Origin of the sequence: Mesorhizobium sp. M0166 (assembly GCF_040322255.1) — a bacterium.
GTDB lineage: Bacteria > Pseudomonadota > Alphaproteobacteria > Rhizobiales > Rhizobiaceae > Mesorhizobium.
Window position 1 is genome coordinate 38,599 of record NZ_JAMYTD010000024.1, and the last position, 22,820, is coordinate 61,418.

General features: G+C 63.5%; 19 protein-coding genes and 1 riboswitch. Of the genes, 11 read left to right on the forward strand and 8 right to left on the reverse strand.

Annotation, left to right across the window (positions count from 1 at the left end):
* The first annotated feature begins 21 nt into the window (after nt 1-21).
* Nucleotides 22-900: a cytochrome b/b6 domain-containing protein gene (locus tag NKJ46_RS23250; RefSeq protein ID WP_352667924.1), complete on the forward strand. Its 879-nt coding sequence runs from the start codon at nt 22-24 to the stop codon at nt 898-900.
* A 1-nt stretch (nt 901) separates the two neighbouring features.
* Entirely contained in the window at nt 902-1,711 is an 810-nt protein-coding gene (locus NKJ46_RS23255; RefSeq protein WP_352667926.1) for a molybdopterin-binding protein, read from the forward strand.
* A 25-nt stretch (nt 1,712-1,736) separates the two neighbouring features.
* Here the strand turns inward: NKJ46_RS23255 and NKJ46_RS23260 are convergent, their stop codons facing one another.
* Nucleotides 1,737-2,735: a hypothetical protein gene (locus tag NKJ46_RS23260; protein WP_352667929.1), complete on the reverse strand. Its 999-nt coding sequence runs from the start codon at nt 2,733-2,735 to the stop codon at nt 1,737-1,739.
* A 213-nt stretch (nt 2,736-2,948) separates the two neighbouring features.
* A riboswitch (glycine riboswitch) is annotated at nt 2,949-3,035 on the forward strand.
* A gap of 148 nt (nt 3,036-3,183) precedes the next feature.
* Between NKJ46_RS23260 and gcvT the strand changes: the two genes are divergently transcribed.
* From gcvT to gcvP, 3 genes are read left to right on the forward strand one after another with little or no spacing between them, the layout of a single operon-like run.
* Nucleotides 3,184-4,302 carry a glycine cleavage system aminomethyltransferase GcvT gene (gene gcvT / locus NKJ46_RS23265; protein ID WP_352667931.1) on the forward strand — a complete coding sequence of 373 codons (1,119 nt, stop codon included), beginning with the start codon at nt 3,184-3,186 and terminating at the stop codon, nt 4,300-4,302.
* A 5-nt stretch (nt 4,303-4,307) separates the two neighbouring features.
* The gene (gene gcvH / locus NKJ46_RS23270) at nt 4,308-4,676 is read left to right on the forward strand and encodes a glycine cleavage system protein GcvH (protein WP_352667933.1); all 369 of its coding nucleotides are present in this window, start codon (nt 4,308-4,310) and stop codon (nt 4,674-4,676) included.
* A 16-nt stretch (nt 4,677-4,692) separates the two neighbouring features.
* The gene (gene gcvP, locus NKJ46_RS23275; protein ID WP_352667935.1) at nt 4,693-7,503 is read left to right on the forward strand and encodes an aminomethyl-transferring glycine dehydrogenase; all 2,811 of its coding nucleotides are present in this window, start codon (nt 4,693-4,695) and stop codon (nt 7,501-7,503) included.
* A gap of 72 nt (nt 7,504-7,575) precedes the next feature.
* On the opposite strand, the gene NKJ46_RS23280 is transcribed toward gcvP, so the two are convergent.
* On the reverse strand, nt 7,576-8,745 hold the full coding sequence (locus NKJ46_RS23280; protein WP_352667937.1) for a GGDEF domain-containing protein: 1,170 nt from the start codon (nt 8,743-8,745) through the stop codon (nt 7,576-7,578).
* Nucleotides 8,746-9,011: 266 nt separating this feature from the next.
* Here NKJ46_RS23280 and parE point away from each other — a divergent pair, with 266 nt between their 5' ends.
* Nucleotides 9,012-11,063: a DNA topoisomerase IV subunit B gene (parE, locus tag NKJ46_RS23285; RefSeq protein ID WP_352667939.1), complete on the forward strand. Its 2,052-nt coding sequence runs from the start codon at nt 9,012-9,014 to the stop codon at nt 11,061-11,063.
* A gap of 42 nt (nt 11,064-11,105) precedes the next feature.
* The gene (locus tag NKJ46_RS23290; RefSeq protein ID WP_352667942.1) at nt 11,106-13,172 is read left to right on the forward strand and encodes an FUSC family protein; all 2,067 of its coding nucleotides are present in this window, start codon (nt 11,106-11,108) and stop codon (nt 13,170-13,172) included.
* Here the strand turns inward: NKJ46_RS23290 and NKJ46_RS23295 are convergent.
* Nucleotides 13,169-14,290, reverse strand: a complete 1,122-nt coding sequence (locus tag NKJ46_RS23295) for a DUF2336 domain-containing protein (RefSeq protein ID WP_352667944.1) — start codon at nt 14,288-14,290, stop codon at nt 13,169-13,171. The genes NKJ46_RS23290 and NKJ46_RS23295 overlap by 4 nt on opposite strands.
* Before the next feature lie 110 nt (nt 14,291-14,400).
* Between NKJ46_RS23295 and NKJ46_RS23300 the strand changes: the two genes are divergently transcribed.
* Both NKJ46_RS23300 and NKJ46_RS23305 read left to right on the forward strand, forming a co-directional pair.
* Nucleotides 14,401-14,892, forward strand: a complete 492-nt coding sequence (locus NKJ46_RS23300; RefSeq protein ID WP_502903444.1) for a MaoC family dehydratase — start codon at nt 14,401-14,403, stop codon at nt 14,890-14,892.
* A gap of 3 nt (nt 14,893-14,895) precedes the next feature.
* The gene (locus NKJ46_RS23305) at nt 14,896-15,777 is read left to right on the forward strand and encodes an HpcH/HpaI aldolase/citrate lyase family protein (protein WP_352667948.1); all 882 of its coding nucleotides are present in this window, start codon (nt 14,896-14,898) and stop codon (nt 15,775-15,777) included.
* Between the two features lie 19 nt (nt 15,778-15,796).
* Here NKJ46_RS23305 and NKJ46_RS23310 read toward each other — a convergent pair whose 3' ends face one another.
* Nucleotides 15,797-16,381: a nitroreductase family protein gene (locus tag NKJ46_RS23310; RefSeq protein WP_352667950.1), complete on the reverse strand. Its 585-nt coding sequence runs from the start codon at nt 16,379-16,381 to the stop codon at nt 15,797-15,799.
* A 156-nt stretch (nt 16,382-16,537) separates the two neighbouring features.
* Between NKJ46_RS23310 and NKJ46_RS23315 the strand changes: the two genes are divergently transcribed.
* Complete coding sequence (locus NKJ46_RS23315) at nt 16,538-17,503, forward strand: RgsD C-terminal domain-containing protein (RefSeq protein ID WP_352667952.1); 966 nt, start codon at nt 16,538-16,540, stop codon at nt 17,501-17,503.
* A gap of 118 nt (nt 17,504-17,621) precedes the next feature.
* Here NKJ46_RS23315 and thrS read toward each other — a convergent pair whose 3' ends face one another.
* From thrS to yidD, 3 genes are all read right to left on the reverse strand, one after another.
* Entirely contained in the window at nt 17,622-19,595 is a 1,974-nt protein-coding gene (thrS, locus tag NKJ46_RS23320; protein ID WP_352667954.1) for a threonine--tRNA ligase, read from the reverse strand.
* Nucleotides 19,596-19,763: 168 nt separating this feature from the next.
* Complete coding sequence (blaOXA, locus tag NKJ46_RS23325) at nt 19,764-20,579, reverse strand: class D beta-lactamase (protein WP_352667956.1); 816 nt, start codon at nt 20,577-20,579, stop codon at nt 19,764-19,766.
* A 123-nt stretch (nt 20,580-20,702) separates the two neighbouring features.
* Nucleotides 20,703-21,077 (reverse strand): membrane protein insertion efficiency factor YidD, encoded by a 375-nt coding sequence (gene yidD, locus NKJ46_RS23330; protein ID WP_352667958.1) that lies wholly within the window; start codon nt 21,075-21,077, stop codon nt 20,703-20,705.
* A 337-nt stretch (nt 21,078-21,414) separates the two neighbouring features.
* On the opposite strand from yidD, the gene NKJ46_RS23335 reads away from it, so the two are divergent.
* Complete coding sequence (locus NKJ46_RS23335) at nt 21,415-22,329, forward strand: LysR substrate-binding domain-containing protein (RefSeq protein ID WP_352667960.1); 915 nt, start codon at nt 21,415-21,417, stop codon at nt 22,327-22,329.
* Here the strand turns inward: NKJ46_RS23335 and NKJ46_RS23340 are convergent.
* Entirely contained in the window at nt 22,326-22,772 is a 447-nt protein-coding gene (locus NKJ46_RS23340) for an iron-sulfur cluster assembly scaffold protein (RefSeq protein WP_352667962.1), read from the reverse strand. The genes NKJ46_RS23335 and NKJ46_RS23340 overlap by 4 nt on opposite strands.
* Nucleotides 22,773-22,820: the final 48 nt, after the last annotated feature.

Consider the following 22,820-nt stretch of genomic DNA (forward strand, 5'->3'; position numbering starts at 1 on the left):
CGCGGCCGGAGGGAACAACAGATGGAATCGCTTGCCAGAAACCAAGCCGCCGGAGCAGATACCGCCGCGCCGAGCGATGCGACGCTGATCTATCGCCAGTCGCGCTGGACGCGGCTGACGCATTGGCTGTGGGCGATCGCGCTGTTCTTCATGCTGCTTTCCGGCTTGCAGATCTTCAACGCCCGCCCGCAGCTCTACGTCGGCAAGGAGTCGGGCTTTGGCTACAACAACACCATCTTCGCCATCGGCGCCGAGAACACCGCAAGCGGCCCGCGCGGCTACACCGACATCTTCGGCAAGCGCCTCGATACCACTGGCGTGCTCGGCTGGTCGGGTCCGGCCGGCCAGGAGACCTCCCGCGCCTTCCCGTCCTGGGCGACGATCCCTTCCTACTACGATCTCGGCACCGCGCGCGTCGTCCATTTCTTCTTTGCCTGGGTGCTGACCACCACGCTACTGGTCTGGCTGGTCGCCAGCCTGATCAACGGCCATCTGCGCCGCGATCTTGCTCCGCGCCTCGAGGATTTCAAGCGCCTGCCGCGAGACATTGTCGAGCACGCCAGGTTCAGATTCCATCACACGCGCGACTACAACACGTTGCAGAAGATGGCCTATGGCGGCGTGCTGTTCGTGCTGCTGCCGCTGATGATCATCACGGGCCTTGCCATGTCGCCGAGCATGGATTCGGTGCTGCCGTTCCTCAACGACGTGCTCGGCGGCCGACAGACGGCGCGCACCATCCACTTCACGGTGATGCTGCTGCTCGTCGCCTTCTTCATTATCCACATCCTGATGATCCTGGCCGCCGGCCCGATCAACGAGCTGCGCTCCATCATCACCGGCTGGTACCGAACCGACCCGCCGGCACATGGCGACAATGCGCCAGAGAGGAGTGCCTGACATGGCGAAATTCGAGATCAGCCCCAAGCTACAGATAAGCCGAAGGAAATTCCTGACTTCGGCCAGCCTCGGCCTTTCCGGCATCATGCTGTCGGGCTGCGACGCCTTCGACGGCCAGCTTGGCGTCGGCGACAGCCTGCGTAGCTTCCTCGAAAGCGCCAATGGCCTGACCTGGCGGGCGCAGCGGCTGCTTGCCGGCCGTGATGCGCTGGCGCCGGAGTTCACCGAGGCCGACATTCGCCAGCCGCAGCGGCCGAACGGTGTCACCGCACCGGACGACGACTACTACAAGGGCCTCCTCGCCAGCGATTTCGCCGACTGGCGGCTGGAGGTTTCAGGCCTCGTCGAAAAACCGCTGTCGCTGAGCCGCGAGCAGCTGATGGCCATGCCGAGCCGCACGCAGACCACCCGCCACGACTGCGTCGAAGGCTGGAGCTGCATTGCCAAATGGACCGGCACGCCGCTGTCGCTGGTGCTCGACCAGGCCGTGGTCAAGCCGCAGGCGCGCTACGTCATGTTCCACTGCCTCGATACGATCGACCGCAGCCTTGCCGGCGATATCAAATATTACGGCTCGATCGACCTGGTCGATGCCCGTCATCCGCAGACGATCCTTGCCTATGGCCTCAACGGCAAGCCGTTGCCGGTCGAAAACGGCGCGCCGCTGCGCGTCCGCGTCGAGCGCCAACTCGGCTACAAGATGCCGAAATATCTCTACAAGATCGAGCTGGTCGACGGCTTTGCCAATATCGGCGGCGGCAGAGGCGGCTATTGGGAGGACAATGGCTATGACTGGTACGGCGGTATCTGACGACCGACGAATTAGTGGCTTTTGTTCAGGCGACCTTGTCGATCAGCGGTTTGAGCGCCGGATGGATTTCCGGCGAGGCGTGCTTGATCAGCGTCAGCAACGCGCGCTCGTTCTCATGCAGCGGCCGGTCGCCGATGTGTTCGGCGAGCCACTTCGCTTCACCCGCATCGACCGTCTCGGCGCGGCGGGCCAGAGCCTCGGCTGCCTTGTTCCTCGATTCCCATTCGGCCTCGACGTCGCCCGGTGAACGATAGGCCTCCATGATGCCGGACAGGCCGCCCGACACCATACGGCTGAAGAAACTGCCGATCTCCGGATCGGCCTGCTCGAAGAACGAATCCCGGCGCAGCGCCACGTCGCGCACCGGCGGTTCGTAGCCGGCCGAACACATGACGAAATTGGCGATCGCCTTGACGAACAGATCGTTCCAGGACGGATCGTTGTCACCCGCCGCTGTCCGCTCGTTGATCTCGAACAGCACCTCGGCCTCGGCGCGGCTGATGGCGATGTTGCCATCGCCGCCATAGGCGTAAAGAATGCGGCGCAACAGCTCGATCTCAGCCTTGGCAATCGACCCAGGGATAAACCTGCCGCCGGCCATCAGCGGCCCCTTGCCGTCCACGACAGCATGAGCGACCTGCTCCAGCGCATAGCCGGAAAGCGTGCTCGGCGATGATTTGGCAACTTCCAGCACATGCACCAGCAGCTCGAGTTCGGTCTGGCTGTCGACCATGCCGTCGCGCGAAATCGTCCGGATCAGCCAGTCGGCATTGTCCTGCGAAACATAGCCCGCCGGCTTTTCCTGGTGGACGATGAAATCGGTGACGGCCTCGACGAAAAACTCGAGCCATTCGGCGCATTTGTCCCTCGCCGTCGCATCCAGCGCAAACAGCGCCTCGGCCTCGCCGCGCGTTACCACGCCGTCGCCGAACACTTCGCGGCGCAGCATGATCACGTCTTCCGCCGTGATCCGATTTTTCGAAGTCAGCCCGGCCACCGGCGCGCTCATGATCAATTCGCCCATTTTCTTCCCCGCCCGCCGCCGGTGGTTGCCGGCCCTTATCCGGTATATCGGCAAGGTCTTGAGAAACCAGCAAGCGGCGTGGTTAGCGAAGGCTTGCCTGTCTTGCCTCTAAAGAAGGCCCGCAGAAGACTTGCCAGTAAAAACGTCGCTGGCAGGTGACAAGATGTCGTCCACGGGCTATGGATGACGAGTCGAGGGCTCTTGATCGAGTCCTACCTGTTTGCGGGAGAGAGCAGCGAGAGCTGCCGCCGAAGGGGAAATCGCCCGAAATCTCTCAGGCAAAAGAACCGTAGACGGGAAAGACACTCTGGAAAGTCGGGGCTTGCCCCCGCGCCGAAGGTGTAAGCGCTGCCGACAGAGTTACGGGGCGCGAGTCTCTCAGGCTTCAGACAGAGGGGCACGGACTGGTCGCCATTCGCGGCCGCTTGCGTGCGACTCTGGAGATGACATGACGGGCGACGACACCAAACACCTTCCCCTCGAAGATCTGCATGTGGCAGCCGGTGCGCGCTTTGGCGCCTTCGCCGGCTGGTCGATGCCGCTGACCTATCCGGCCGGTGTGATGAAAGAGCACCTTCACAGCCGCGAGCATGCCGGCCTGTTCGACATCTCGCACATGAAGCTGTTCGAAATCAGCGGTCCGGGCGCTGCAGCGCTTCTGAACCGCGCCTGCCCATTCGATGCCGGCGCGCTTGAGGTTTCCCAGTCCAAATACACGTTCTTCCTCAATGAGGCCGCCGGAATACTCGACGATCTGATCGTCACCAGGCTCGGCGCAGAGCGCTTCATGATGGTCGCCAATGCCGGTAACGCCGCCACCGACGAAAAGCATCTGCGCGCACTGGCCAAGAATTTTGATGCAGAGGGCGATTTCGACGTGAAGGTGGACGCACTCGACCGCGTCTTCCTGGCTATCCAGGGCCCCGAGGCGTGGGCTGCCCTTTCCCGCGCCGGCATCGAGACCGGTTCGCTGGTGTTCATGCACGGCATCGAGCCGCGCGAAAAATGGTTCATGAGCCGGTCCGGCTATACCGGCGAAGACGGCTTCGAGATCGGCCTGCCGGAAGCAGATGCAAGAAACCTCGTCGCCAAGCTGCTCGAGGACGAGCGCGTGATATGGGTCGGCCTTGCCGCCCGCGACAGCCTGCGGCTCGAAGCCGGACTGTGCCTGCATGGGCTGGACATTACGCCGGAGATCGATCCGGCCAGCGCCGGGCTGATGTGGGCCATTCCCAAGGAGGTGCGCGCCTCTGGCGCCTTCATCGGCGCCGATGCGCTGCGCGCCATCCTGGAGCGCGGCCCGGCGCAAAAACGCGTCGGCCTGAAGCCGGAAGGCCGCCAGCCGGTGCGCGCCGGTGCTGCCCTTTTCGATGCCGACGGCAACCCTGCCGGCCATGTCACCTCCGGCGGCTTCGGCCCCTCGGCCGGTCATCCGGTCGCCATGGGCTACGTCCAGACGCCGCTTGCCAAATCCGGCGCAAAACTGTTCGCCGATGTCCGCGGGACGAAAATCCCGGTCGACATCCACCCATTGCCCTTCACGCCCCATCGCTACCGCAAAGGATGATTTCAATGGCAAAGACCTATTTCACCGAAGATCACGAATGGCTGCGCGTCGAGGGCGGCATCGCCACGGTCGGTATCACCGACTACGCACAGCAGCAGCTCGGCGACCTCGTCTTTGTCGAGCTGCCGGAGCCGGGGAAAAAGCTGGCCAAGGGCGATACGGCCGTAGTGGTCGAATCGGTCAAGGCGGCATCGGACGTCTACGCGCCGGCGGACGGCGAGATCACCGAAGCCAACACCGCGCTGTCATCGGATCCTTCGCTCGTCAATTCGGCGGCAACCGGCGACGGCTGGTTGTGGAAGATGAAGCTGGCCAATGAGAGCCAACTCGACGGGCTCCTCGATGAAGCCGCCTACAAAGCCCATATTGGTTGATAGCAGGACCAGGAAGATGACCGCAGCACCCTACCCCTTCTCGGCTCGCCATATCGGCCCGGGCCTCCATGACGTCAGAGCCATGCTGGCGACGATCGGCGTTCCTTCGGTCGAGACACTGATCAGCCAGGCAGTGCCGAAGTCGATCCGGCTCGACCGGCCGCTGGCCCTGCCCGCCCCCGCAAGCGAAGCAGAAGCGCTGGCCGAGCTCGCGGCGACGATGACAAAGAACACGGTGCTGAAGAGCTTCATCGGTGCCGGCTATCATGGCGTCCATGTGCCGCCGGTGATCCAGCGCAACCTGTTCGAGAACCCGGCCTGGTATACGGCTTACACGCCTTACCAGGCCGAGATCAGCCAGGGCCGGCTGGAAATGCTGTTCAATTTCCAGACGCTGGTGACGGAACTGACCGGTCTGCCGGTGGCGTCGGCCTCGCTGCTCGACGAGGCGACGGCGGTGGCCGAAGCTGTCGGCATTGCGCTGCGCCATCATCGCGACAAGCGCACCAAGGTGGCACTGGCCGGCACGCCGCACCCGCAGACGCTGGATGTCGTGCGCACCCGCGCCGAGCCGCTTGGCATCGAGGTCGACGGCGAGGTGATCGACGACAACACCGCCGCCCTGCTGGTCTCCTGGCCCGATACATTCGGCGTCTACGGCAATCACAAGGCAGCGATCGACAAGGCCCGTGCTGCCGGCGCGCTGGTCGTCTTCATCGCCGACCCGCTCGGCCTGACGCTGACCGATGCGCCGGCCAGGCTTGGCGCCGACATCGCCGTCGGCCCGATGCAGCGTTTTGGGGTGCCGATGGGTTTTGGCGGACCGCACGCCGCCTATTGCGCCGTCTCCGACAGGCTGACTCGGCTGATGCCCGGCCGGCTCGTTGGCCAGTCGACGGATAGCAAGGGCCGTCCCGGTTACCGCCTCGCTTTGCAGACACGCGAACAGCATATCCGCCGCGACAAGGCGACCTCCAACATCTGCACCGCACAGGCGCTGCTCGCCAATATGGCGACGGCCTATGCGATCTGGCACGGCCCTGCCGGGCTGCAGGCGATTGCCGGCCGCGTCCACACGCTGGCCAACCGCCTGGCCGCCGGCCTCAAGGCAGCGGGCGTTTCGGTGGTCGGCGAAAGCCGCTTCGACACGGTGACCGTGGAAGTGAGGGGCAGAGCTGGCGCGATTGCCGCCGCCGCAGAAAAGACCGGCCGGCTGCTGCGCGTCATCGACGCCGACCATGTCGGCATCAGCTTCAACGAGACCTCCAACGAAGCCGATCTGGAAGCAATCGCAACACTTTTCGGCGCAAAGTCCGGCGTTGCCGCCGGCAGTTCCACGCCCGGAAAACCGCGCGGCAAGGAGTTCCTCACCCAGCCCGTCTTCCGCGAAAACCACTCGGAAACCGACATGATGCGCTTCCTGCGCCGGCTGGCCGACAAGGACTTGGCGCTCGACCGCGCCATGATCCCGCTCGGCTCCTGCACCATGAAGCTCAACGCCGCCGCCGAAATGATGCCGGTGAGCTGGCCTGATGTCGCCAACCTGCATCCCTTCGCCCCGGCAAACCATTCGATAGGCTATCGCGCCATGATCGACGAGCTGGAAGGCTGGCTGGCGGAGATCACCGGCTTCGACGCGGTGACCCTGCAGCCCAATGCCGGCAGCCAGGGCGAATATGCCGGGCTGCTCGCCATTCGCGGCTATCATCTGTCGCGCGGCGAAGGCCATCGCACCGTCTGCCTGATCCCGTCCTCAGCGCATGGCACCAATCCGGCAAGCGCGGCCATGGCCGGCATGAGCGTCGTCGTCGTGCGCTGCACGGAGGACGGCAATATCGACATGGCCGACCTGCAGGCCAAAGCGGCCGAGCATTCGCACAACCTTGCGGCGCTGATGTTCACCTATCCTTCGACGCATGGCGTCTTCGAGGAAGGCGCGCGCGACCTCTGCGCCCTCGTCCACAGCCATGGCGGCCAGGTCTATTTCGACGGCGCCAATCTCAACGCGCTGGTCGGCCTCGCCCGTCCCGGCGATATCGGTGCCGACGTCTGCCACATGAACCTGCACAAGACTTTCTGCATCCCGCATGGCGGCGGCGGTCCCGGTGTCGGCCCGATCGGCGTCAAGGTGCACCTGAAGCCATATCTGCCCGGCCACGTCACCGAAGGCTCGGCCCATGCCGTGGCGGCGGCACCGTTCGGCAGTGCCTCGATCCTGCCGATCACCTGGATGTATATCCGCATGATGGGCGCTTCCGGCCTGAAGCAGGCGACCGAGACGGCGATCATCTCCGCCAACTATGTGGCGACGCGGCTTGGCGAGCATTTCCCCCTGCTTTACAAGGGGCGCAACGGACGCGTCGCGCATGAATGCATCCTCGACACCCGCGTGCTCAAGGACAGCGCCGGCATCAGCGTCGACGATATCGCCAAGCGGCTGATCGACTATGGCTTCCACGCGCCGACCATGTCGTTCCCGGTGGCCGGCACGCTGATGGTCGAGCCGACCGAATCCGAGCCCAAGCGCGAGCTGGATCGTTTCTGCGAAGCCATGATCGCCATAGCCGGCGAGGCAGCCAAGGTGGCGAGGGGCGAATGGCCGTTGGCCGACAATCCTCTGGTCAACGCCCCGCACACCGCCGCCGAGGCATTGGCCGGCCAGTGGACCCATCCCTATTCCCGTCTGGAAGCGGCCTACCCCGCCGGCGATGCCGATACGGCGGCAAAATACTGGCCGCCGGTGTCACGCATCGACAACGTCGCCGGCGACCGCAACCTTGTCTGCTCCTGCCCGCCGCTGTCGGAATATCTGGGCGCAGCGGAGTAGATCATGATTCCGAAAAGTGGACTCCGGTTTTCGGACAAGATCATGGGTCTAACAAGAAGATAGAAATCCCAATCAGGCAGAACGCAAGGCCGGCTCGTCGGCCTTGCTCGCGCGGTCCCGGGCGACGACGCGATTTCGCCCGGCGCGCTTTGCCGCATAGAGTGCTGCGTCGGCTTCGGCCAGCACATCGTCGAGACCGGTGCCGCTTGTTCCGCCAAAGCCGATGCCGCCGCTGACTGTGCTTCGCAACGGACCAAGTTGGGTGGCCACGACTTCCGTGCCGAAGGCGACGCTGATCTTGCTCGCAACATCATAGGCCTTCTCTTCCGTCATCCGCGACATGACGAGGACGAATTCCTCGCCGCCCAACCGGAAGGCGTCGACGCCGGTTCTGGCGTATTTCCTGATGACGGCGGCAAAGCGGCGCAGAACCTGGTCGCCGACCGGGTGACCGAATACGTCGTTCGTCCTCTTGAAATGGTCGAGGTCGAACATGGCGACGGACATGAACGGACCGAAGACCCGCTCGCCGTAGAGTGCCGTCAACGCCCGCCGGTTCATCAGCCCGGTCAATGGATCGGTCATCGTTTCGGCCTTCAATTCGATCTGCGCCTGCAAATGGTGCAGGGAGAGCGTCAATGCGCCGAGCCCGGTCATGCAGGCGACGGCTACGACGGAATTCACCCGCTCGGCCCAATTGTCCGGTGCTACACCGAGCACCCATTGGCCCTTGACCAACAAGACCGCGCCGCAAAGTCCGAACGACAGGGCACAGACGCCGCTCAGGAACGAGACGACCAGCAATATCCGGCGATCGTGACCACCCTCAATCCAGAACATCGCTCCGATGAGCGAGAGCAGCGCCGTTACCGTCGCGTAGGTGACAATAAATCCGACGCCATCAAACCCAAGATATGTCGCGCCCGCGCAAACAGCCATCGCAAGCAAGGTCGGCAAGATGGCGCGCCTGTAGTCGCGCATGCCGAGATATTGCATGGCCGACAGGCAGATAATCAGAAAACCGAGGCTGAGAAGCGCAAGCACGATCTGGCAAAGCCAGGCGCTTGGATCCTTGGTGTAATGCCAGAACAACACTACATGTGCGACGAGCACGAGAATGCCGCACGCCACCGTCAGCACAAAGCGGGCTTGTGGCGCGGTGAACCAGATCGCAAACATGGTGATGCTGAGGCACGTGCCCGACAGCGTCGCCGCGAGCAAGAGCGAACTGTAATCCAACATGCTTAAGCGACAGCCTCTTGAGGATTCCGCTGCATTCTAGGTCAGCGACAGTTCGCGGATATCGTTTTTCAGCCAACCTTGCGGCGCAACCTTCGGACAAGGTTTACAAAGCGTCGATGCTCTAGGCTTATTTCCGCCGCTTGGTTGTCGAATGGTTTTGCAGTAAGAGGCTCTATCCTCGAACGTAACAGGAACCTCCGTCGCCTGCCCGCGAAAAGCGTGGCAGTATCGGGTGGTGATTCGCAGCATCGGAATCCAGGACCGGCATGGACGACAACAACGATCTTTTCGCCAAATTGGACAAGCAGCCGCAACCGGCTCGCGCCGCCGCGCGCCCGGCCGACCCGCTGGTGCAGGCGGCGAAGCGGCCGGCGCCCCGCGACGCCAGCGAGAGCTACAGTGCCGCCGACATCGAGGTGCTGGAGGGGCTGGAGCCGGTGCGACGGCGCCCGGGCATGTACATTGGCGGCACCGACGACAAGGCGATGCACCATCTGTTTGCCGAGGTCATCGACAATTCGATGGACGAGGCGGTCGCCGGCCATGCGACCTTCATCGATGTCGAGCTTTCCGCCGATGGATACCTGTCCGTTACCGACAATGGCCGCGGCATTCCGGTCGATCCGCACCCGAAATTCAAGAAGCCGGCGCTCGAACTCATCATGACGACGCTGCATTCAGGCGGCAAGTTCGACAGCAAGGTCTACGAAACTTCGGGAGGTCTGCACGGTGTCGGCGTTTCCGTGGTCAACGCACTGTCCGACCATCTCGAGGTCGAGGTCGCGATTGGGCGCAAGCTCTATCGCCAGCGCTTCTCGCGAGGCGTTCCGGTGACCGGCCTTGAGCAGCTCGGCGAGGTGCACAATCGCCGCGGCACGAAGATCCGCTTCCATCCAGACGAGCAGATTTTCGGCAAGGGTGCTGCGTTCGAGCCGGCCCGGCTCTACCGCATGGCGCGCTCAAAGGCCTACCTGTTCGGCGGTGTCGAAATCCGCTGGACCTGCGATCCCTCGCTGATCAAGGAAAAGGACACGACGCCGGCCAAGGCAGAATTCCATTTTCCGGGCGGCCTCAAGGACTATCTGAAAGCCTCGCTCGGCGACGAATTCCAGGTGACCCGTGAAATGTTCGCCGGCAAGAGCGAGAAGCAGGGCGGTCACGGCTCGCTCGAATGGGCCGTGACCTGGTTCGGCGGCGACGGTTTTATCAATTCCTATTGCAACACCATTCCGACCGCCGAAGGCGGCACGCATGAGGCCGGCTTCCGCAACGTCCTGACGCGCGGCTTGCGCGCCTACGCCGATCTAGTCGGCAACAAGCGCGCCTCGATCGTCACTTCCGAGGATGTGATGATCTCTGCAGCGGGCATGCTATCGGTGTTCATCCGCGAGCCGGAATTCGTCGGCCAGACCAAGGACAGGCTGGCGACGATCGAGGCGATCCGCATCGTCGAAAGCGCTATCCGCGACCCGTTCGACCACTGGCTGGCCGATAATCCGCAGGAAGCGTCGAAACTGCTCGAATGGGTGATCGCGCGCGCCGACGAGCGGGTGCGCCGCCGCCAGGAAAAGGAAGTGTCGCGCAAGAGTGCGGTGCGCAAGCTGCGCCTGCCCGGCAAGCTCGCCGACTGCACGCAGAATGCTGCCGCCGGTGCCGAGCTCTTCATCGTCGAGGGCGATTCGGCCGGCGGTTCGGCGAAGCAGGCGCGCGATCGCGCCAGCCAGGCGGTGCTGCCGCTGCGCGGCAAGATCCTCAACGTCGCCAGCGCCGGCAGCGACAAGCTGGCCGGCAACCAGCAGATATCCGACCTCATCCAGGCGCTTGGCTGCGGTACGCGCTCGAGATACCGCGACGAGGACCTGCGCTACGACCGGGTCATCATCATGACCGATGCCGACGTCGACGGCGCCCATATCGCCTCGCTGCTGATCACCTTCTTCTACCAGGAGATGCCAAGCCTGGTCCACGGCGGCCATCTCTATCTGGCGGTGCCGCCGCTGTATTCGATCCGGCAAGGCGGCAAGGTCGCCTATGCCCGCAACGACGCGCATAAGGACGAACTCCTGCGCACCGAATTCACCGGGCGCGGCAAGGTCGAAATCGGCCGCTTCAAGGGGCTGGGCGAAATGATGGCTGCTCAGCTCAAGGAAACCACCATGGACCCGAAAAAGCGCACGCTGCTGCGGGTCGATGTGATCGACGCCGAGGCGGCAACCAAGGATGCGGTCGACGCATTGATGGGGACCAAGCCCGAGGCCCGCTTCCGCTTCATCCAGGAACGCGCGGAATTCGCCGAGACGGAAGTGCTGGATATCTGAGCTCCCGCCGCTAGCTTGGCCTTCTGAGCTGGAGACGAGCACTTGATCTGGGCGCGGCTGAAGGACGATATCGGCACGCGGATCGCTGGCCTGACGCGGCCGACGCGCTCGGACTGGATCTTTGCCCTGCGCACCGTTTCGGCCGGCCTCATCGCGCTTTTGGCCGCCTATGCGCTGAAGCTCGACCACCCGCAATGGGCGATGATGACGGTGTTCATCGTCGCACAGCCGGTCGCCGGCATGGTGCTGGCGAAGGGGTTTTATCGTCTCCTCGGCACGCTTGCCGGCGCGCTGGCGGCGATCGGCATTACCACTGTCTTCGGTGCCAACTCGTGGTTGCTGGTTGCAGTTCTTGCCGTCTGGATCAGCATCTGCACGCTGGTCTCGTCGCTGCTACGCAATCCGGAGGCCTATGGCGCGGCGCTTGCCGGCTACACCGCGATGATCATCGGCCTGCCGGCTTTCGGCCAGCCGCACCTCGTCATCGATCTCGCCGTGGCGCGCTGCGCGGAAATCGTGCTGGGTATCGCCTGCGCTGCGCTGACCAGCCGGCTGATCCTGCCGAAACTGGCCGCCGACGCCATCATCTCAAGACTGAAACGCAGCATTCTCGACCTGGCGGCCTACGCGGACGGCGCTTTTTCCGGCGGCGATACGGAAAAGCTTGCCGGGCTGCACCGCAAGCTGATCGGCGATGTCCAAACGCTCGGCGAGATGCGCACCTACGCAAGGCTGGAGGGGCCGAGCCTCGCCACCCGCGCCTATCCAGTCCGGCGTACAATCGGTCAGCTTCTGTCGGCCCTGTCAGCGGCGCGTGCGCTGCATGCCCATGCCGCTCCGAAGAACGCAGCCCTCATCCCCGTTCGCGCCGAGTTGCAGGCCGTTGTCAGCGAACTGGTAGCCAGGCCGGGCGCGCTGGACGATACGGCGCCCTGGGTGGCGCGGCTAGACGCAATCGCCGGCAAGGCGCGGCAGATGCCTGACGTCGCGGCCGGGCAAGACATTGACTGGGCTGGCACTGTCACCCGCCTAACCATTGCCGCCGACTTCGCCGAGGCCATTCAGCAAGTGCTGCGCGGCCTGGATGCACTCCGCTCTCCCCCGTCTCGTGCCAGTCGCGAACGGCGGCAGCCGGCGCTGGTGGTGCACCGCGATTACCGTGCGGCATCGCGCAATGCCGTGCGCGCAGCAATCGCCACGCTCCTGGTCGCCGGCTTCTGGCTGGCGACGAAATGGTCGGACGCGACGGGCACGGTCATTCTGGTCGCCGTCGTCTCCAGCCTGTTTGCCGCTCGCCCCGATCCGATCCGGTCGGCATGGAACTTCTTCGAGGGCACGTTGCTCGCCCTGCCCTTTGCGTTTCTCATCGGCCAGTTGGCGCTTCCGGCTTTGCCAGGCTTCGGATGGTTCATGGTCTTTGTCGTCCCGATCCTGGTACCAGCGGCACTGGGCATGGCCAATCCGCGCTATGTCGGCGTGGCAACGGCCTTTGCCATCAATTTCCTCGCCTTCCTCAGCCCACATCAGGCGATGACCTACGATCCGTTTCCGTTCTTCGCCAATTCGGCATCGGTCCTGGTCGGCATTCTTCTGGCGATCGGCGTCTTCGCCATCGTGCTGCCCGCCGACCCCTGGGTCACCGTCAACCGCATCCTGCAAGCCATGCGCGAAGATCTTGCCCGCCTCTGTCTACATGAGCGTATGCCGCGGCGGCTGGCTTTCGAGAGCCTTGCCTATGATCGGGTCAATCAGTTGATGCCGCTGCTGCAGAACGCCGGCGAGAAAGGCGACGCCGTTCTCGCCGGCGGCATTGCTGCCGTTACTGTCGGCCTCGAAATCCTGCGGCTGCGCAACGCGCAACAGAGTTCCGCGATCCCGCCTGAAACAGCACTTTCCATCGCCAATTTCCTGCGCGGTGTGGCGCGCGAACTGCTGTTCAGGCGGCCCGGCGAGCCGCCGACGGCGACCGTCGCCGTCGCCAGGCAATATGCAGCAGGCATCGCGGAGCGAAGCGAAGCAGCCGAAATGCTGCAGATCGCCGCCTCGCTGCGCATCATCGCCGCCGCTATCGAGGATTTTCCGGATTTTTTCGCGAAGGACCGGGTTTAAGCAGCGGCGATCGCCAGCGCGTGGCCGCGCGCGTTCACGCGCAGCGCATCGAGGTGGATCGATTTGACCAGCCCGGCGAGATCGCCTTCGGCGGACTGCCCGCCCAATTCCTTCAGCATCAGCCAGCTGACTTCCTGGACGCCGGCGAGGCGTTTGCCATTGGCGACCTCGCGCCAGACCTTCAGCGCGCGCAGGATGATTGCGTGGGTGGCGGCGGTAAGCCCGGCGCTGCGGAACAGTGCCTGCAACGCTATGTCATGCCCCCCGGCCAGCAGTGCGCTCACCCGTTGTTCGGACTGCTGGCTGAGCGCGACCAGCGCCGAACCAAAGAAGTCGACCTTGCCGTGGGCGATGGTGCGGATGACGAAGCTTGCGGTCAGGTCGCCGCGCAGGCGCAGATGTTCGACAAGCGCTGTATGTTCCTCGGCACGCGTGCCTTCGATCAATGTCACGGAAGCTTTGACGCAGGCATCGCGGGTGACGCGCTCGGCCCTGGCGGCGCCCATCAACGCCAGCACCAGCGGCGAACCTTTGAGCGTCTCGCCCACTTTGACCAGCAGCAAATGCCGGCAATCGGCGGGCAGGCGTGCGTCGGCAATCAGCGCCTCGCGCACCAGAGGCAGATGGCCGTGCCGCTCGGCCATGCGGCGAAAGCTGATCGATGCGATGTCGGCGCCGCTGTTGGCGAGCAGCGTGGCGCAGGCTTCCGGCTCGCCGATCTCGGCGATCGCCGCCGCAACCGACATCGAGACGCGTGGCCGGTTGGCGATCACCTTCTGCGTCGCCTTCTGGCCGCCGGCAACCCGGTCGATCAGGTCGGCATCGGTAAGCAGCGGCGACCGCGCCAATACCAAAGCGGCCACCTCGGGCTGGTCCGAAGCCAGCGCGCTGACGATCTGCGGCGGCGCGTGGTGGCTCATGGAAAGCGCGTCGGCGATTGCCAGCCGCACCTTCGACGACGCGTCATCGAGCAGCAATGTCAGCGCCGCCTCGGCAGCGCAGCGGTCCTCGAAAGGCAAGTCCGAGTCGACATAGGCGCGAGCCAGCGCGCTTGCCGCCGCAGCGCGCTCCGACACCTTCGCTGTGTGGATCCATTTCAGGAAATGCGAAACGACCATGTCGCCTGCTTACGCCCTTTGCCAGAACGCTTCTGGCCCCTGTCGAGACCGTAGGCACAAATGGTTTACGAACGGTTCACCATGTTCGTTAACTGGCTTGCGAGCCCGGTATGCAACGCCTATCAACCCTTAAGCGGCGGAGGAGATCGACAATGGCCGGACTTTATTTGGACGAGTTCGTCGTCGGCCATGTGTTCAAGCACACGCTGCGCAAAACCGTGACCGAAAGCGACAACATGCTGTTTTCGGTGATGACGCTGAACCCGCAGCCGCTGCACATTGACTTCGACTTCGCGGCGAAGAGCGAATGGGGCAAGCCGCTGGTCAATTCGCTGTTCACGCTTGGCCTGATGATCGGCATTTCAGTCAACGACATCACCGTCGGCACCACCATCGCCAATCTCGGCATGAAGGAGACGGTATTTCCGCATCCTGTCTTCCATGGCGACACAATTCGCGTCGAGACCACTGTCGTCTCGGTGCGTGAATCCAGGTCGAAGCCGGACCGCGGCATCGTCGAGCTCGAGCATCGCGCCTATAACCAGAACGACGTGCTGGTTGCCAAATGCACGAGGCAAGCCATGATGATGAAAAAGGGATAGCCGATGCGTTCTCTTCTCTTCGTTCCCGGCGATTCGGAAAAGAAGCTGGAGAAGGGCTTTGGCGTGGGCGCCGACGTGGTCATCGTCGATCTCGAGGATTCGATTGCCGCGCAAGACAAGGATCTGGCGCGCGACACAGCGGCGCGTTTCATCGCCGGGCACAGGCACCGGACCAGCCCCGCGATCTATGTTCGCGTCAACGATCTTTCGACCGGACTGACCGACGACGATCTGGCGGCGCTCGTGCCAGCAAAACCAGACGGCATCATGCTGCCTAAGTCGAACAGCGGACTGGATGTCCAGCATCTCTCGGCCAAGCTCAGGGTGCACGAAGCTGAAAGCGGCCTGCCGGATGGAGCTATAAAGATCCTGCCGATCATCACTGAAACCGCCGCCGGCGTTCTGGCCGCAGCGACCTACGCCCATGCAAGCGCGCGGCTTGTCGGCGTCACCTGGGGCGCGGAAGATCTGTCGGCGGCAATCGGCGCGCGCGCCGCGCGCGACGCGAAGGGCCGCTACACGGATGTGTTCCGCCTCGCCCGCACCATGACCATCCTCGCCGCAAGTGCCGCGGAGGTCGCGGCGATCGACACAGTCTTTCCGGACTTTCGTGACATGGCAGGCTTCGAGGCCGAATGCGCGGAGGCCGAGCGCGACGGCTTCACCGGCAAGATGGCGATCCATCCGGTGCAGGTGCCGGTCATCAACGCTGCTTTCGCGCCTTCGGCGCAAGCGGTGAAAAGCGCGCTGGCGATCGTCGAGGCGTTTAAGGCGGCAGGAAATCCGGGCGTCGTCGGCATCAACGGCAAGATGTACGACCGGCCGCATCTCAAGCTCGCCGAGCGGCTCCTGGCGCGGGCCGGGGTGGCTGGGCTTGGCGCTTAAGCCTGTTCCGCGCCGAAAACTATCCCGCCCACGGCCCCGAATAATCGGCATAGAGCTTTGCCGGATCGGGCCGTGGCCGCTCCGGTGCCGGCCCCCGGTAGGAGCCGATATGGACGAAGCCGACGACCCGCTCATGCGGCGCCAGACCGAGGATCGCCCTGCCCTCGGGCACGTCGGAATACCAGTTGCTGATCATGTTGGTGCCGTAGCCCAGCGCATTGGCGGCAAGCATCAGGTTCATCGCTGCCATGCCGCCGGACAGGAACATCTCCCATTGCGGGATCTTTGGATTTTCCCTGGGGATCGAGATCACGCCGATGACCAGCGGCGCGCGTGAAAAGCGCGCCAATTCCTGGTTGCGGCGGCCTTCCGGCAGAGGCCCTTCGCGCTGTTCGGCAAGTGCCGCCAGCTTCTTGCCGATCTCGATGCGAGCCTTGCCGCGATACAGGATGAAACGCCAGGGCTCCAGCCGGCCATGGTCCGGCACCCGCGAGGCTGCGGCGATCATCGTCGCGATCTCCGCATCGCTCGGTGCCGGTTCTTTCAAATCCGGGATCGGCGCGGAATTTCGGGTCAGCAGAAGATCGATGATCGGCGACGCCATGGGCGCAAGTCTCCTGGAATTTGAGCTGAAGCGCACCATCGGGACATCGGGCGGCTTGGGCATTGGCGCGGCGCGCCGGACAAAGAGCCCTGTAGCAGAAGCCAACCGGACTCTTAAGCCTTGAAATTGCCACCGCCTTGGGCTTCAACGCAAGGCATGTTTGAGGGGACATTGCGTCTTTTCCTGATATCGCTCGCTGCCGCACTGTTGATGGTGCCGGTTTCGCTCGCCGTCGCCCAGGATGTGGACGGCCTCGGCGAGCTGAAACTTCCCGGAATTTCGGGCTATGCGCCTCCGAAAAGCGAGACATCGCTGGCGTTGGGGAGCAGCGGGGCAATCACGCTGTCGGCGCAATTGACCGACAAGGGCGCCGACATCACGCGCGGCATCGTCTGGCGAGTCTTCAAGCCCGAATCGGCCAGCGACGGCAAGCTGCCGATGGTCGCCTCGGCTCATGGCGGTACCGCCGTATTCCAGCTCGAGCCGGGTTCGTATCTGGTCCACGCCTCCTACGGGCGTGCCGGCGCCACCAAGCGCATCACCGTCGGCAAGGAAGCCAAGCGTGAGAGCCTCGTGCTCGATGCAGGTGGCCTCAAGCTTGATGCCGTGCTGTCCGGCGGGGTGCGCATACCGCCGAAGAAGCTGCGCTTCTCGATCTATGAGAGCCACGCCGCGGCCGATGGCGATCGCGCCCTGATCATACCCGATGTCGAGCCGAACAGCGTCGTGCGGCTCAATGCCGGCACCTACCATGTCGTGTCGACCTATGGTGCGGTGAACGCGGTCATCCGCTCCGACATCCGCGTCGAGGCCGGCAAGCTCACCGAAGCGACGGTCGAGCACCGTGCCGCCGAGATGACCATGAAGCTGGTGCGCGAGCCTGGCGGCGAGGCAATCGCCGACACCTCCTGGTCGCTGCTCAACGAATCCGGCGATCCGATCAAGGAAACCGTCGGCGCCTTTGCCTCGATGGTGCTGGCCGAGGGCGACTACACCATCATCGCCAAGAACCGCGACCGCATCTACCAGAAGGATTTTACGGTGGTGGCCGGGCACAACCAGGATATCGAGGTCCTGGCCACCGAGGCTTCGGCCATCGATTCCGAGGAAAGCGCCGACTGAGCGCTGCCTGTCTAAGCTGCCTTGCGCATGCGTTGCGCCAACAACTGCGCGCGGCGTGACGGGCACATGAAAAATGGCGGTGGATCGCTCCACCGCCATTCATTGCAGGTCGGCTGGTTCAGGCCGCGCGGCGCTTGCGGTCGGGTGTCACCGCCTCGTCGGCAAGCAGCTTTACGGCGGCTGCGAGGCCGAGCGATTCCTGGTCGCGCGACCCGAGACGGCGGACATTGACCGTTTCTTCCTCGGCCTCGCGCTTGCCACAGACAAGGATGACCGGGACCTTGGCCAGCGAATGCTCGCGAACCTTGTAGTTGATCTTCTCGTTGCGCAGGTCGGCTTCGGCGATCAGTCCGGCCGCCTTCAGCTGCGCGACGACCTTTCGCGCGTAATCGTCGGCATCGGAAGTGATCGTCGCCACCACCACCTGCAGCGGCGCGAACCAGAGCGGGAAATGGCCGGAATAATTTTCGATCAGGATGCCGAGGAAGCGCTCCATCGAACCGCAGATGGCGCGATGCACCATCACCGGCTGCTTCTTTTCCGAATCCGAGCCGATGTAGAAGGCGCCGAACCGTTCCGGCAGGTTGAAGTCGACCTGCGTGGTGCCGCATTGCCAGTCGCGGCCGATGGCGTCCTTCAGCACATATTCGAACTTCGGCCCGTAGAACGTGCCCTCGCCCGGATTGACGCCCGTCTTGATCCGGTTGCCCGACCGCGCCGCGATCTTGTCGAGCACGTCCTGCAGCACGCCCTCGGCATGATCCCACATCGCGTCGGTGCCGACCCGTTTTTCGGGACGGGTCGCCAGCTTGACGGTGATTTCGTCGAAGCCGAAATCGGCATAGGTCGACAGGATCAGGTCGTTGATCTTGATGCACTCGTCGGCGAGCTGTTCCTCGGTGCAGAAGATGTGGGCATCGTCCTGGGTAAAGCCGCGCACGCGCATCAGCCCGTGCAGTGCGCCGGACGGCTCATAGCGATGCACATTGCCGAATTCCGCAAGTTTTACCGGGAGATCGCGGTAGGACTTCAGCCCGTGCTTGAAGATTTGGACGTGGCCGGGGCAGTTCATCGGCTTCAGCGCAAACACCCGGTCGTCGTCGGTGTCGTCGCCGGCCACCGTCACCTTGAACATGTTGTCCCGGTACCAGCCCCAGTGGCCTGACGTCTCCCACAGGCTCTTGTCGAGCACCTGCGGCGCGTTGACTTCCTGATAGCCCTGCTCGTCGAGGCGGCGACGCATGTAGTTGACCAGGTTCTGGAACATCCTCCAGCCCTTGGCGTGCCAGAACACGACCCCGGGGCCCTCCTCCTGGAAGTGGAACAGGTCCATCTCGCGGCCGAGCTTCCTGTGATCGCGCTTCTCGGCCTCCTCCAGCATCGTCTGGTAGGCGTCGAGCTGCGCCTGGTCGGCCCAGGCCGTGCCGTAGATGCGCATCAGCATCGGATTGTTGCTGTCGCCGCGCCAATAGGCGCCGGCGACCTTCATCAGCTTAAAGGCGTTGCCGATCTGGCCGGTCGAGGCCATATGCGGGCCGCGGCAAAGGTCGAACCAGTCGCCCTGTGCATAGATCTTGAGGTCCTGATCCTCGGCGATGGCGTCGATCAGCTCGAGCTTGTAGCGCTCGCCCTTGTCGGCAAAGATCCTTTTCGCCTTTTCGCGCGACCAAACCTCTTTGGTGAACGGCTTGTTGCGCGCAATGATCTCGCGCATCTTCTTTTCGATCACCGGGAAATCGTCGGGCGTGAACGGCTCGTTGCGGGCGAAATCGTAGTAGAATCCGTTTTCGATCACCGGCCCGATGGTCACCTGCGTTCCCGGCCAAAGTTCCTGCACGGCTTCGGCCAGCACATGCGCCGCATCATGGCGGATGAGCTCCAGCGCGCGCGGATCCTCGCGGGTGATGATCTCGACCTTGCCCGATCTGCCGATCGGGTCGGAAAGATCGCACAGCGTGCCGTCGATCGAATAGGCAACGGCCTTCTTGGCCAGCGACTTCGAGATCGATTCCGCCAGGCCGGCGCCGGTCATCGCCGCGTCGTAATCGCGGACGGAGCCATCGGGAAATGTCAGGGAAACGGAATTCAGCATAAAGATTCTCCTATCCAGTCCCGCAAACGAGCGCGGGTGGTGAAATGCATGTCGCCCAAAACTGCCTAGCGGTTTTGAGGCTACGACATGCGTCAGTAAGAGCCGGATGCGTCCGGCGGCGAGCGGTCTTTTATGGACAGTTTTCGGCGCCGTAAAGCCGGATGTAGGTCACCTGAAGAGATTCGGCAGCTCTTTCAGGAACGTCGCCCGCGTCTTGAGCCCCTTTGGCGTGTCGGAACGTTTCGTATCGACTACCAGGCGGGCAAAGACGATCTTGCGAGCATCTGTCTGCGCCCAACCGACAAACCAGCCAAGCGAGCGCTTGTCGGCGCTGTCGCCGAGCCTGGTCGTTCCGGTCTTGCCCTGCACCGTCCAGCCGCCCGACCGGAAGGTCGGGACAATCGCGCTGGTCATCGCATGGGCCTTGTCCGAGACCGGCAGTTTCCGCGCCAGCAGCTTGCGCAGGAAATCGACCTGCTCGACCGGCGATATCTCGAGCGAAGAATTCACCCAGGAATGGGTGAGGCCGTCATTCTTGCCGGAATTGCCGGAGAGGTCGGTGTTGCCATAGTCCAATCTGGACACATAGCCGGCAAACTGTTTGCTGCCGAGCCGGCGCGTGATCTCGCGTGAGAACCAAAGGACCGAATCCCTTTCCCAGATCGTCGGGTCGACGGTCTTGCGGTCCCGTTTCGGCGCGTTGAACTCCGCTTTGTACTGCCAACTCGGTGTATGCTCGTCGCTCAGGATTCCGGCGTCATAGCCGATCAGCGCCAGCGGAACCTTGAATGTCGAGGCGGGACTGACGCGCTGGTCGCAAACCCCTTGCCGATACAGCGTCTCGCCGCTCGCGGCGTCGACGATCAGCGTGCATTCGACGTCCCCGAGCGGCGCTGATTGCGCACGGATCGGAAAACCCAACAGCCACGCCACGACATAGAGAACCACGGCGAAGACGAAGGGAAGACGATCTATCCGGCGCATTTGGTAATCTCTCCTGAAGGGTGTCAGGAGCGGCTTAGCGAGGCGTCTTGTCTCGATTTTGTCTTAAATGCGCGATGTCCGCGCAAGCTGCGGTTAACCCTACCAGATCGTGAACAGTTGCGTTCAGCTGTCCAGGTCGCCACGTTTTTTCCCGATCAGCCAGTACCGCCATGGCGTGAACCAGAGGTAGCGATCGCCCAGCACATCAGGCACGCGGTCGATGCCGTGTGTTCCGAACGGTCCGCAGCGCAGTACCCGGAAAAACCCCATCCAGCCACCGGCCCACAGCCCATGCCGGGCGATCGCCTCGTGCGTATATTCGGAACAGGTCGGCAGATGCCGGCAGGAATTGCCGACGAAGCCGGACAGCGTCAGCTGGTAGAGCCGGACGAGCGACGTGCCGAGGAGGCGGCCCGGCGTCTTGCGCCACGGGCCGGGCCAGTTGCGTCCTTGTCGAATCGGCCTGGCGCCGTGCGCATGCCGATATTGGCCGACCACCACAGTCTCCGCATCACGTTTCCCTACACGATAGATGTGCGCATCGGGCCAGGAACGCAATGCCGTCCGGCAATCCCGTCATGGCCTCGTACGGCGAACCGGGTAGCGGTCGGGCGTCGGCTTCCGACATACGGCGATGCCGGTCGGCGGCCTCTCCTCCCACCGATCCCTACGTGGTTTCTCGTCGCGCCGTTGAAACGTCGCGATCCGCACGACATCGCCCAGAATGTTGAGAAACTGGATCATCGCAGCACTCCTTGAGCACCGATTAGAGCGCCGCTGGCCTTGCTCTTCAAACGAGTATAACGTCCACGTCAGATAACTCTGAGTTATGCGAATGAAGCGTGGACACCTGCCCCTGACAGCTCTTAGAAGCTTCGAAGCAGCCGGTCGTCACCTGAGCTTCAGCCGTGCGGCCGAGGAGCTTTATGTCTCGCAGGCAGCGATCAGCCGCCAGATCCGCGAGCTCGAAGCCTTCCTGCGCCAACCTCTGTTCTTCCGCCGCCATCGCCGCGTCGAGTTGACCGACACCGGCCGGCGGCTGCTCGACCAGTTGGTCAGAAGTTTCGAGGGCATCGACAGGCTGCTTTCGGAATTGACGGCGGCCCCGACGCAGTCCGTGGTCCGTGTCAGCGTCGAGCCGTCACTTGCATCCGTATGGCTGGTGCCGCGGCTCAACCGCTTTCGCGAGTTGCGACCCGATATCGACGTTTCCCTTGAGGTCGACCCGAGGTTGATAGAGTTTCGCAGCGATCAGCCCGAACTTGCCCTGCGCTTCAGTGCGCACGCCACCTCATGGCCACGCAGCGAAGCCGAACAGCTTGCCGCGGTCGTCGATTCACCAGTTCTGTCGCCGGCACTTCTTGCATCCGGCCCAGCTCTGGAAAAGCCGATCGACCTTGGTCACTATACATTGTTGCACGAAGAAAACCGCCAGGCTTGGGCGCGTTGGTTCGAAGCGGCCGGCGTCACGGCTGATGCCGTGCCTGCGCGTGGTCCGATGCTGGCGGATGCTTCGCTTTCGAAGCAGGCAGCCTTGCTTGGACATGGTGTCGCGCTGGGCGATCTTTTGCAGATCGGCGAAGAACTTGCGTCCGGCGCGCTGATCAAGCCTTTCGACATTGACGTCGCGTCGGGCGCCTATTGGCTAGTGGCCAGAAGGCTGAATGACCTTTCCGAGCCGGCCAGGGCTTTTGCCGACTGGGTCCGGGCGGAATTCGCCGAAAGCCGGCGTTTCCTTGCCAAGATCTAGGCCGCCTCTTCCGCCCGCTTCTTTTCGATCTGGCCGATCGCATCGACCACTGCGTCGAACGTCAGCATGGTCGAGGCGTGGCGCGCCTTATAGTCGCGCACCGGTTCCAGGTATTTCAGGTCGGCGAAGCGGCCTTCGGGCGGCGGGCCGTTTTCCTTCAGCATCTTCAACATCGTCTCGCGCACGCTGCGCAATTCTTCAGCGCTGGCGCCGACGACATGCTGCGCCATGATTGACGACGACGCCTGACCAAGCGCACAGGCCTTCACGTCATGCGCGAAATCGCTGACGACGCCATGATCCATCTTCAGATCGACGGTCACCGTCGAGCCGCACAGCTTGGAATGTGCTCGTGCGGTTGCGTCGGGCCGGTCGAGCCGGCCGATCCGTGCGATGTTTCCGGCAAAACCCAGAATTTTCGCATTGTAGACATCGTCGATCATATTTTTCCAATCCGTCGCCGCCCAGCGAACAGTCATTGCCGCTCTGGC

Bases quoted from the DNA above. Each gene is read 5' to 3' on its own strand.
- NKJ46_RS23250 (WP_352667924.1), top strand. From the start codon at position 22: ATGGAATCGCTTGCCAGAAACCAAGCCGCCGGAGCAGATACCGCCGCG.
- NKJ46_RS23255 (WP_352667926.1), top strand. From the start codon at position 902: ATGGCGAAATTCGAGATCAGCCCCAAGCTACAGATAAGCCGAAGGAAA.
- NKJ46_RS23260 (WP_352667929.1), bottom strand. From the start codon at position 2,735: ATGGGCGAATTGATCATGAGCGCGCCGGTGGCCGGGCTGACTTCGAAA.
- gcvT (WP_352667931.1), top strand. From the start codon at position 3,184: ATGACGGGCGACGACACCAAACACCTTCCCCTCGAAGATCTGCATGTG.
- gcvH (WP_352667933.1), top strand. From the start codon at position 4,308: ATGGCAAAGACCTATTTCACCGAAGATCACGAATGGCTGCGCGTCGAG.
- gcvP (WP_352667935.1), top strand. From the start codon at position 4,693: ATGACCGCAGCACCCTACCCCTTCTCGGCTCGCCATATCGGCCCGGGC.
- NKJ46_RS23280 (WP_352667937.1), bottom strand. From the start codon at position 8,745: ATGTTGGATTACAGTTCGCTCTTGCTCGCGGCGACGCTGTCGGGCACG.
- parE (WP_352667939.1), top strand. From the start codon at position 9,012: ATGGACGACAACAACGATCTTTTCGCCAAATTGGACAAGCAGCCGCAA.
- NKJ46_RS23295 (WP_352667944.1), bottom strand. From the start codon at position 14,290: ATGGTCGTTTCGCATTTCCTGAAATGGATCCACACAGCGAAGGTGTCG.
- NKJ46_RS23300 (WP_502903444.1), top strand. From the start codon at position 14,401: ATGCAACGCCTATCAACCCTTAAGCGGCGGAGGAGATCGACAATGGCC.
- NKJ46_RS23305 (WP_352667948.1), top strand. From the start codon at position 14,896: ATGCGTTCTCTTCTCTTCGTTCCCGGCGATTCGGAAAAGAAGCTGGAG.
- NKJ46_RS23310 (WP_352667950.1), bottom strand. From the start codon at position 16,381: ATGGCGTCGCCGATCATCGATCTTCTGCTGACCCGAAATTCCGCGCCG.
- NKJ46_RS23315 (WP_352667952.1), top strand. From the start codon at position 16,538: ATGTTTGAGGGGACATTGCGTCTTTTCCTGATATCGCTCGCTGCCGCA.
- thrS (WP_352667954.1), bottom strand. From the start codon at position 19,595: ATGCTGAATTCCGTTTCCCTGACATTTCCCGATGGCTCCGTCCGCGAT.
- blaOXA (WP_352667956.1), bottom strand. From the start codon at position 20,579: ATGCGCCGGATAGATCGTCTTCCCTTCGTCTTCGCCGTGGTTCTCTAT.
- NKJ46_RS23335 (WP_352667960.1), top strand. From the start codon at position 21,415: ATGAAGCGTGGACACCTGCCCCTGACAGCTCTTAGAAGCTTCGAAGCA.
- NKJ46_RS23340 (WP_352667962.1), bottom strand. From the start codon at position 22,772: ATGATCGACGATGTCTACAATGCGAAAATTCTGGGTTTTGCCGGAAAC.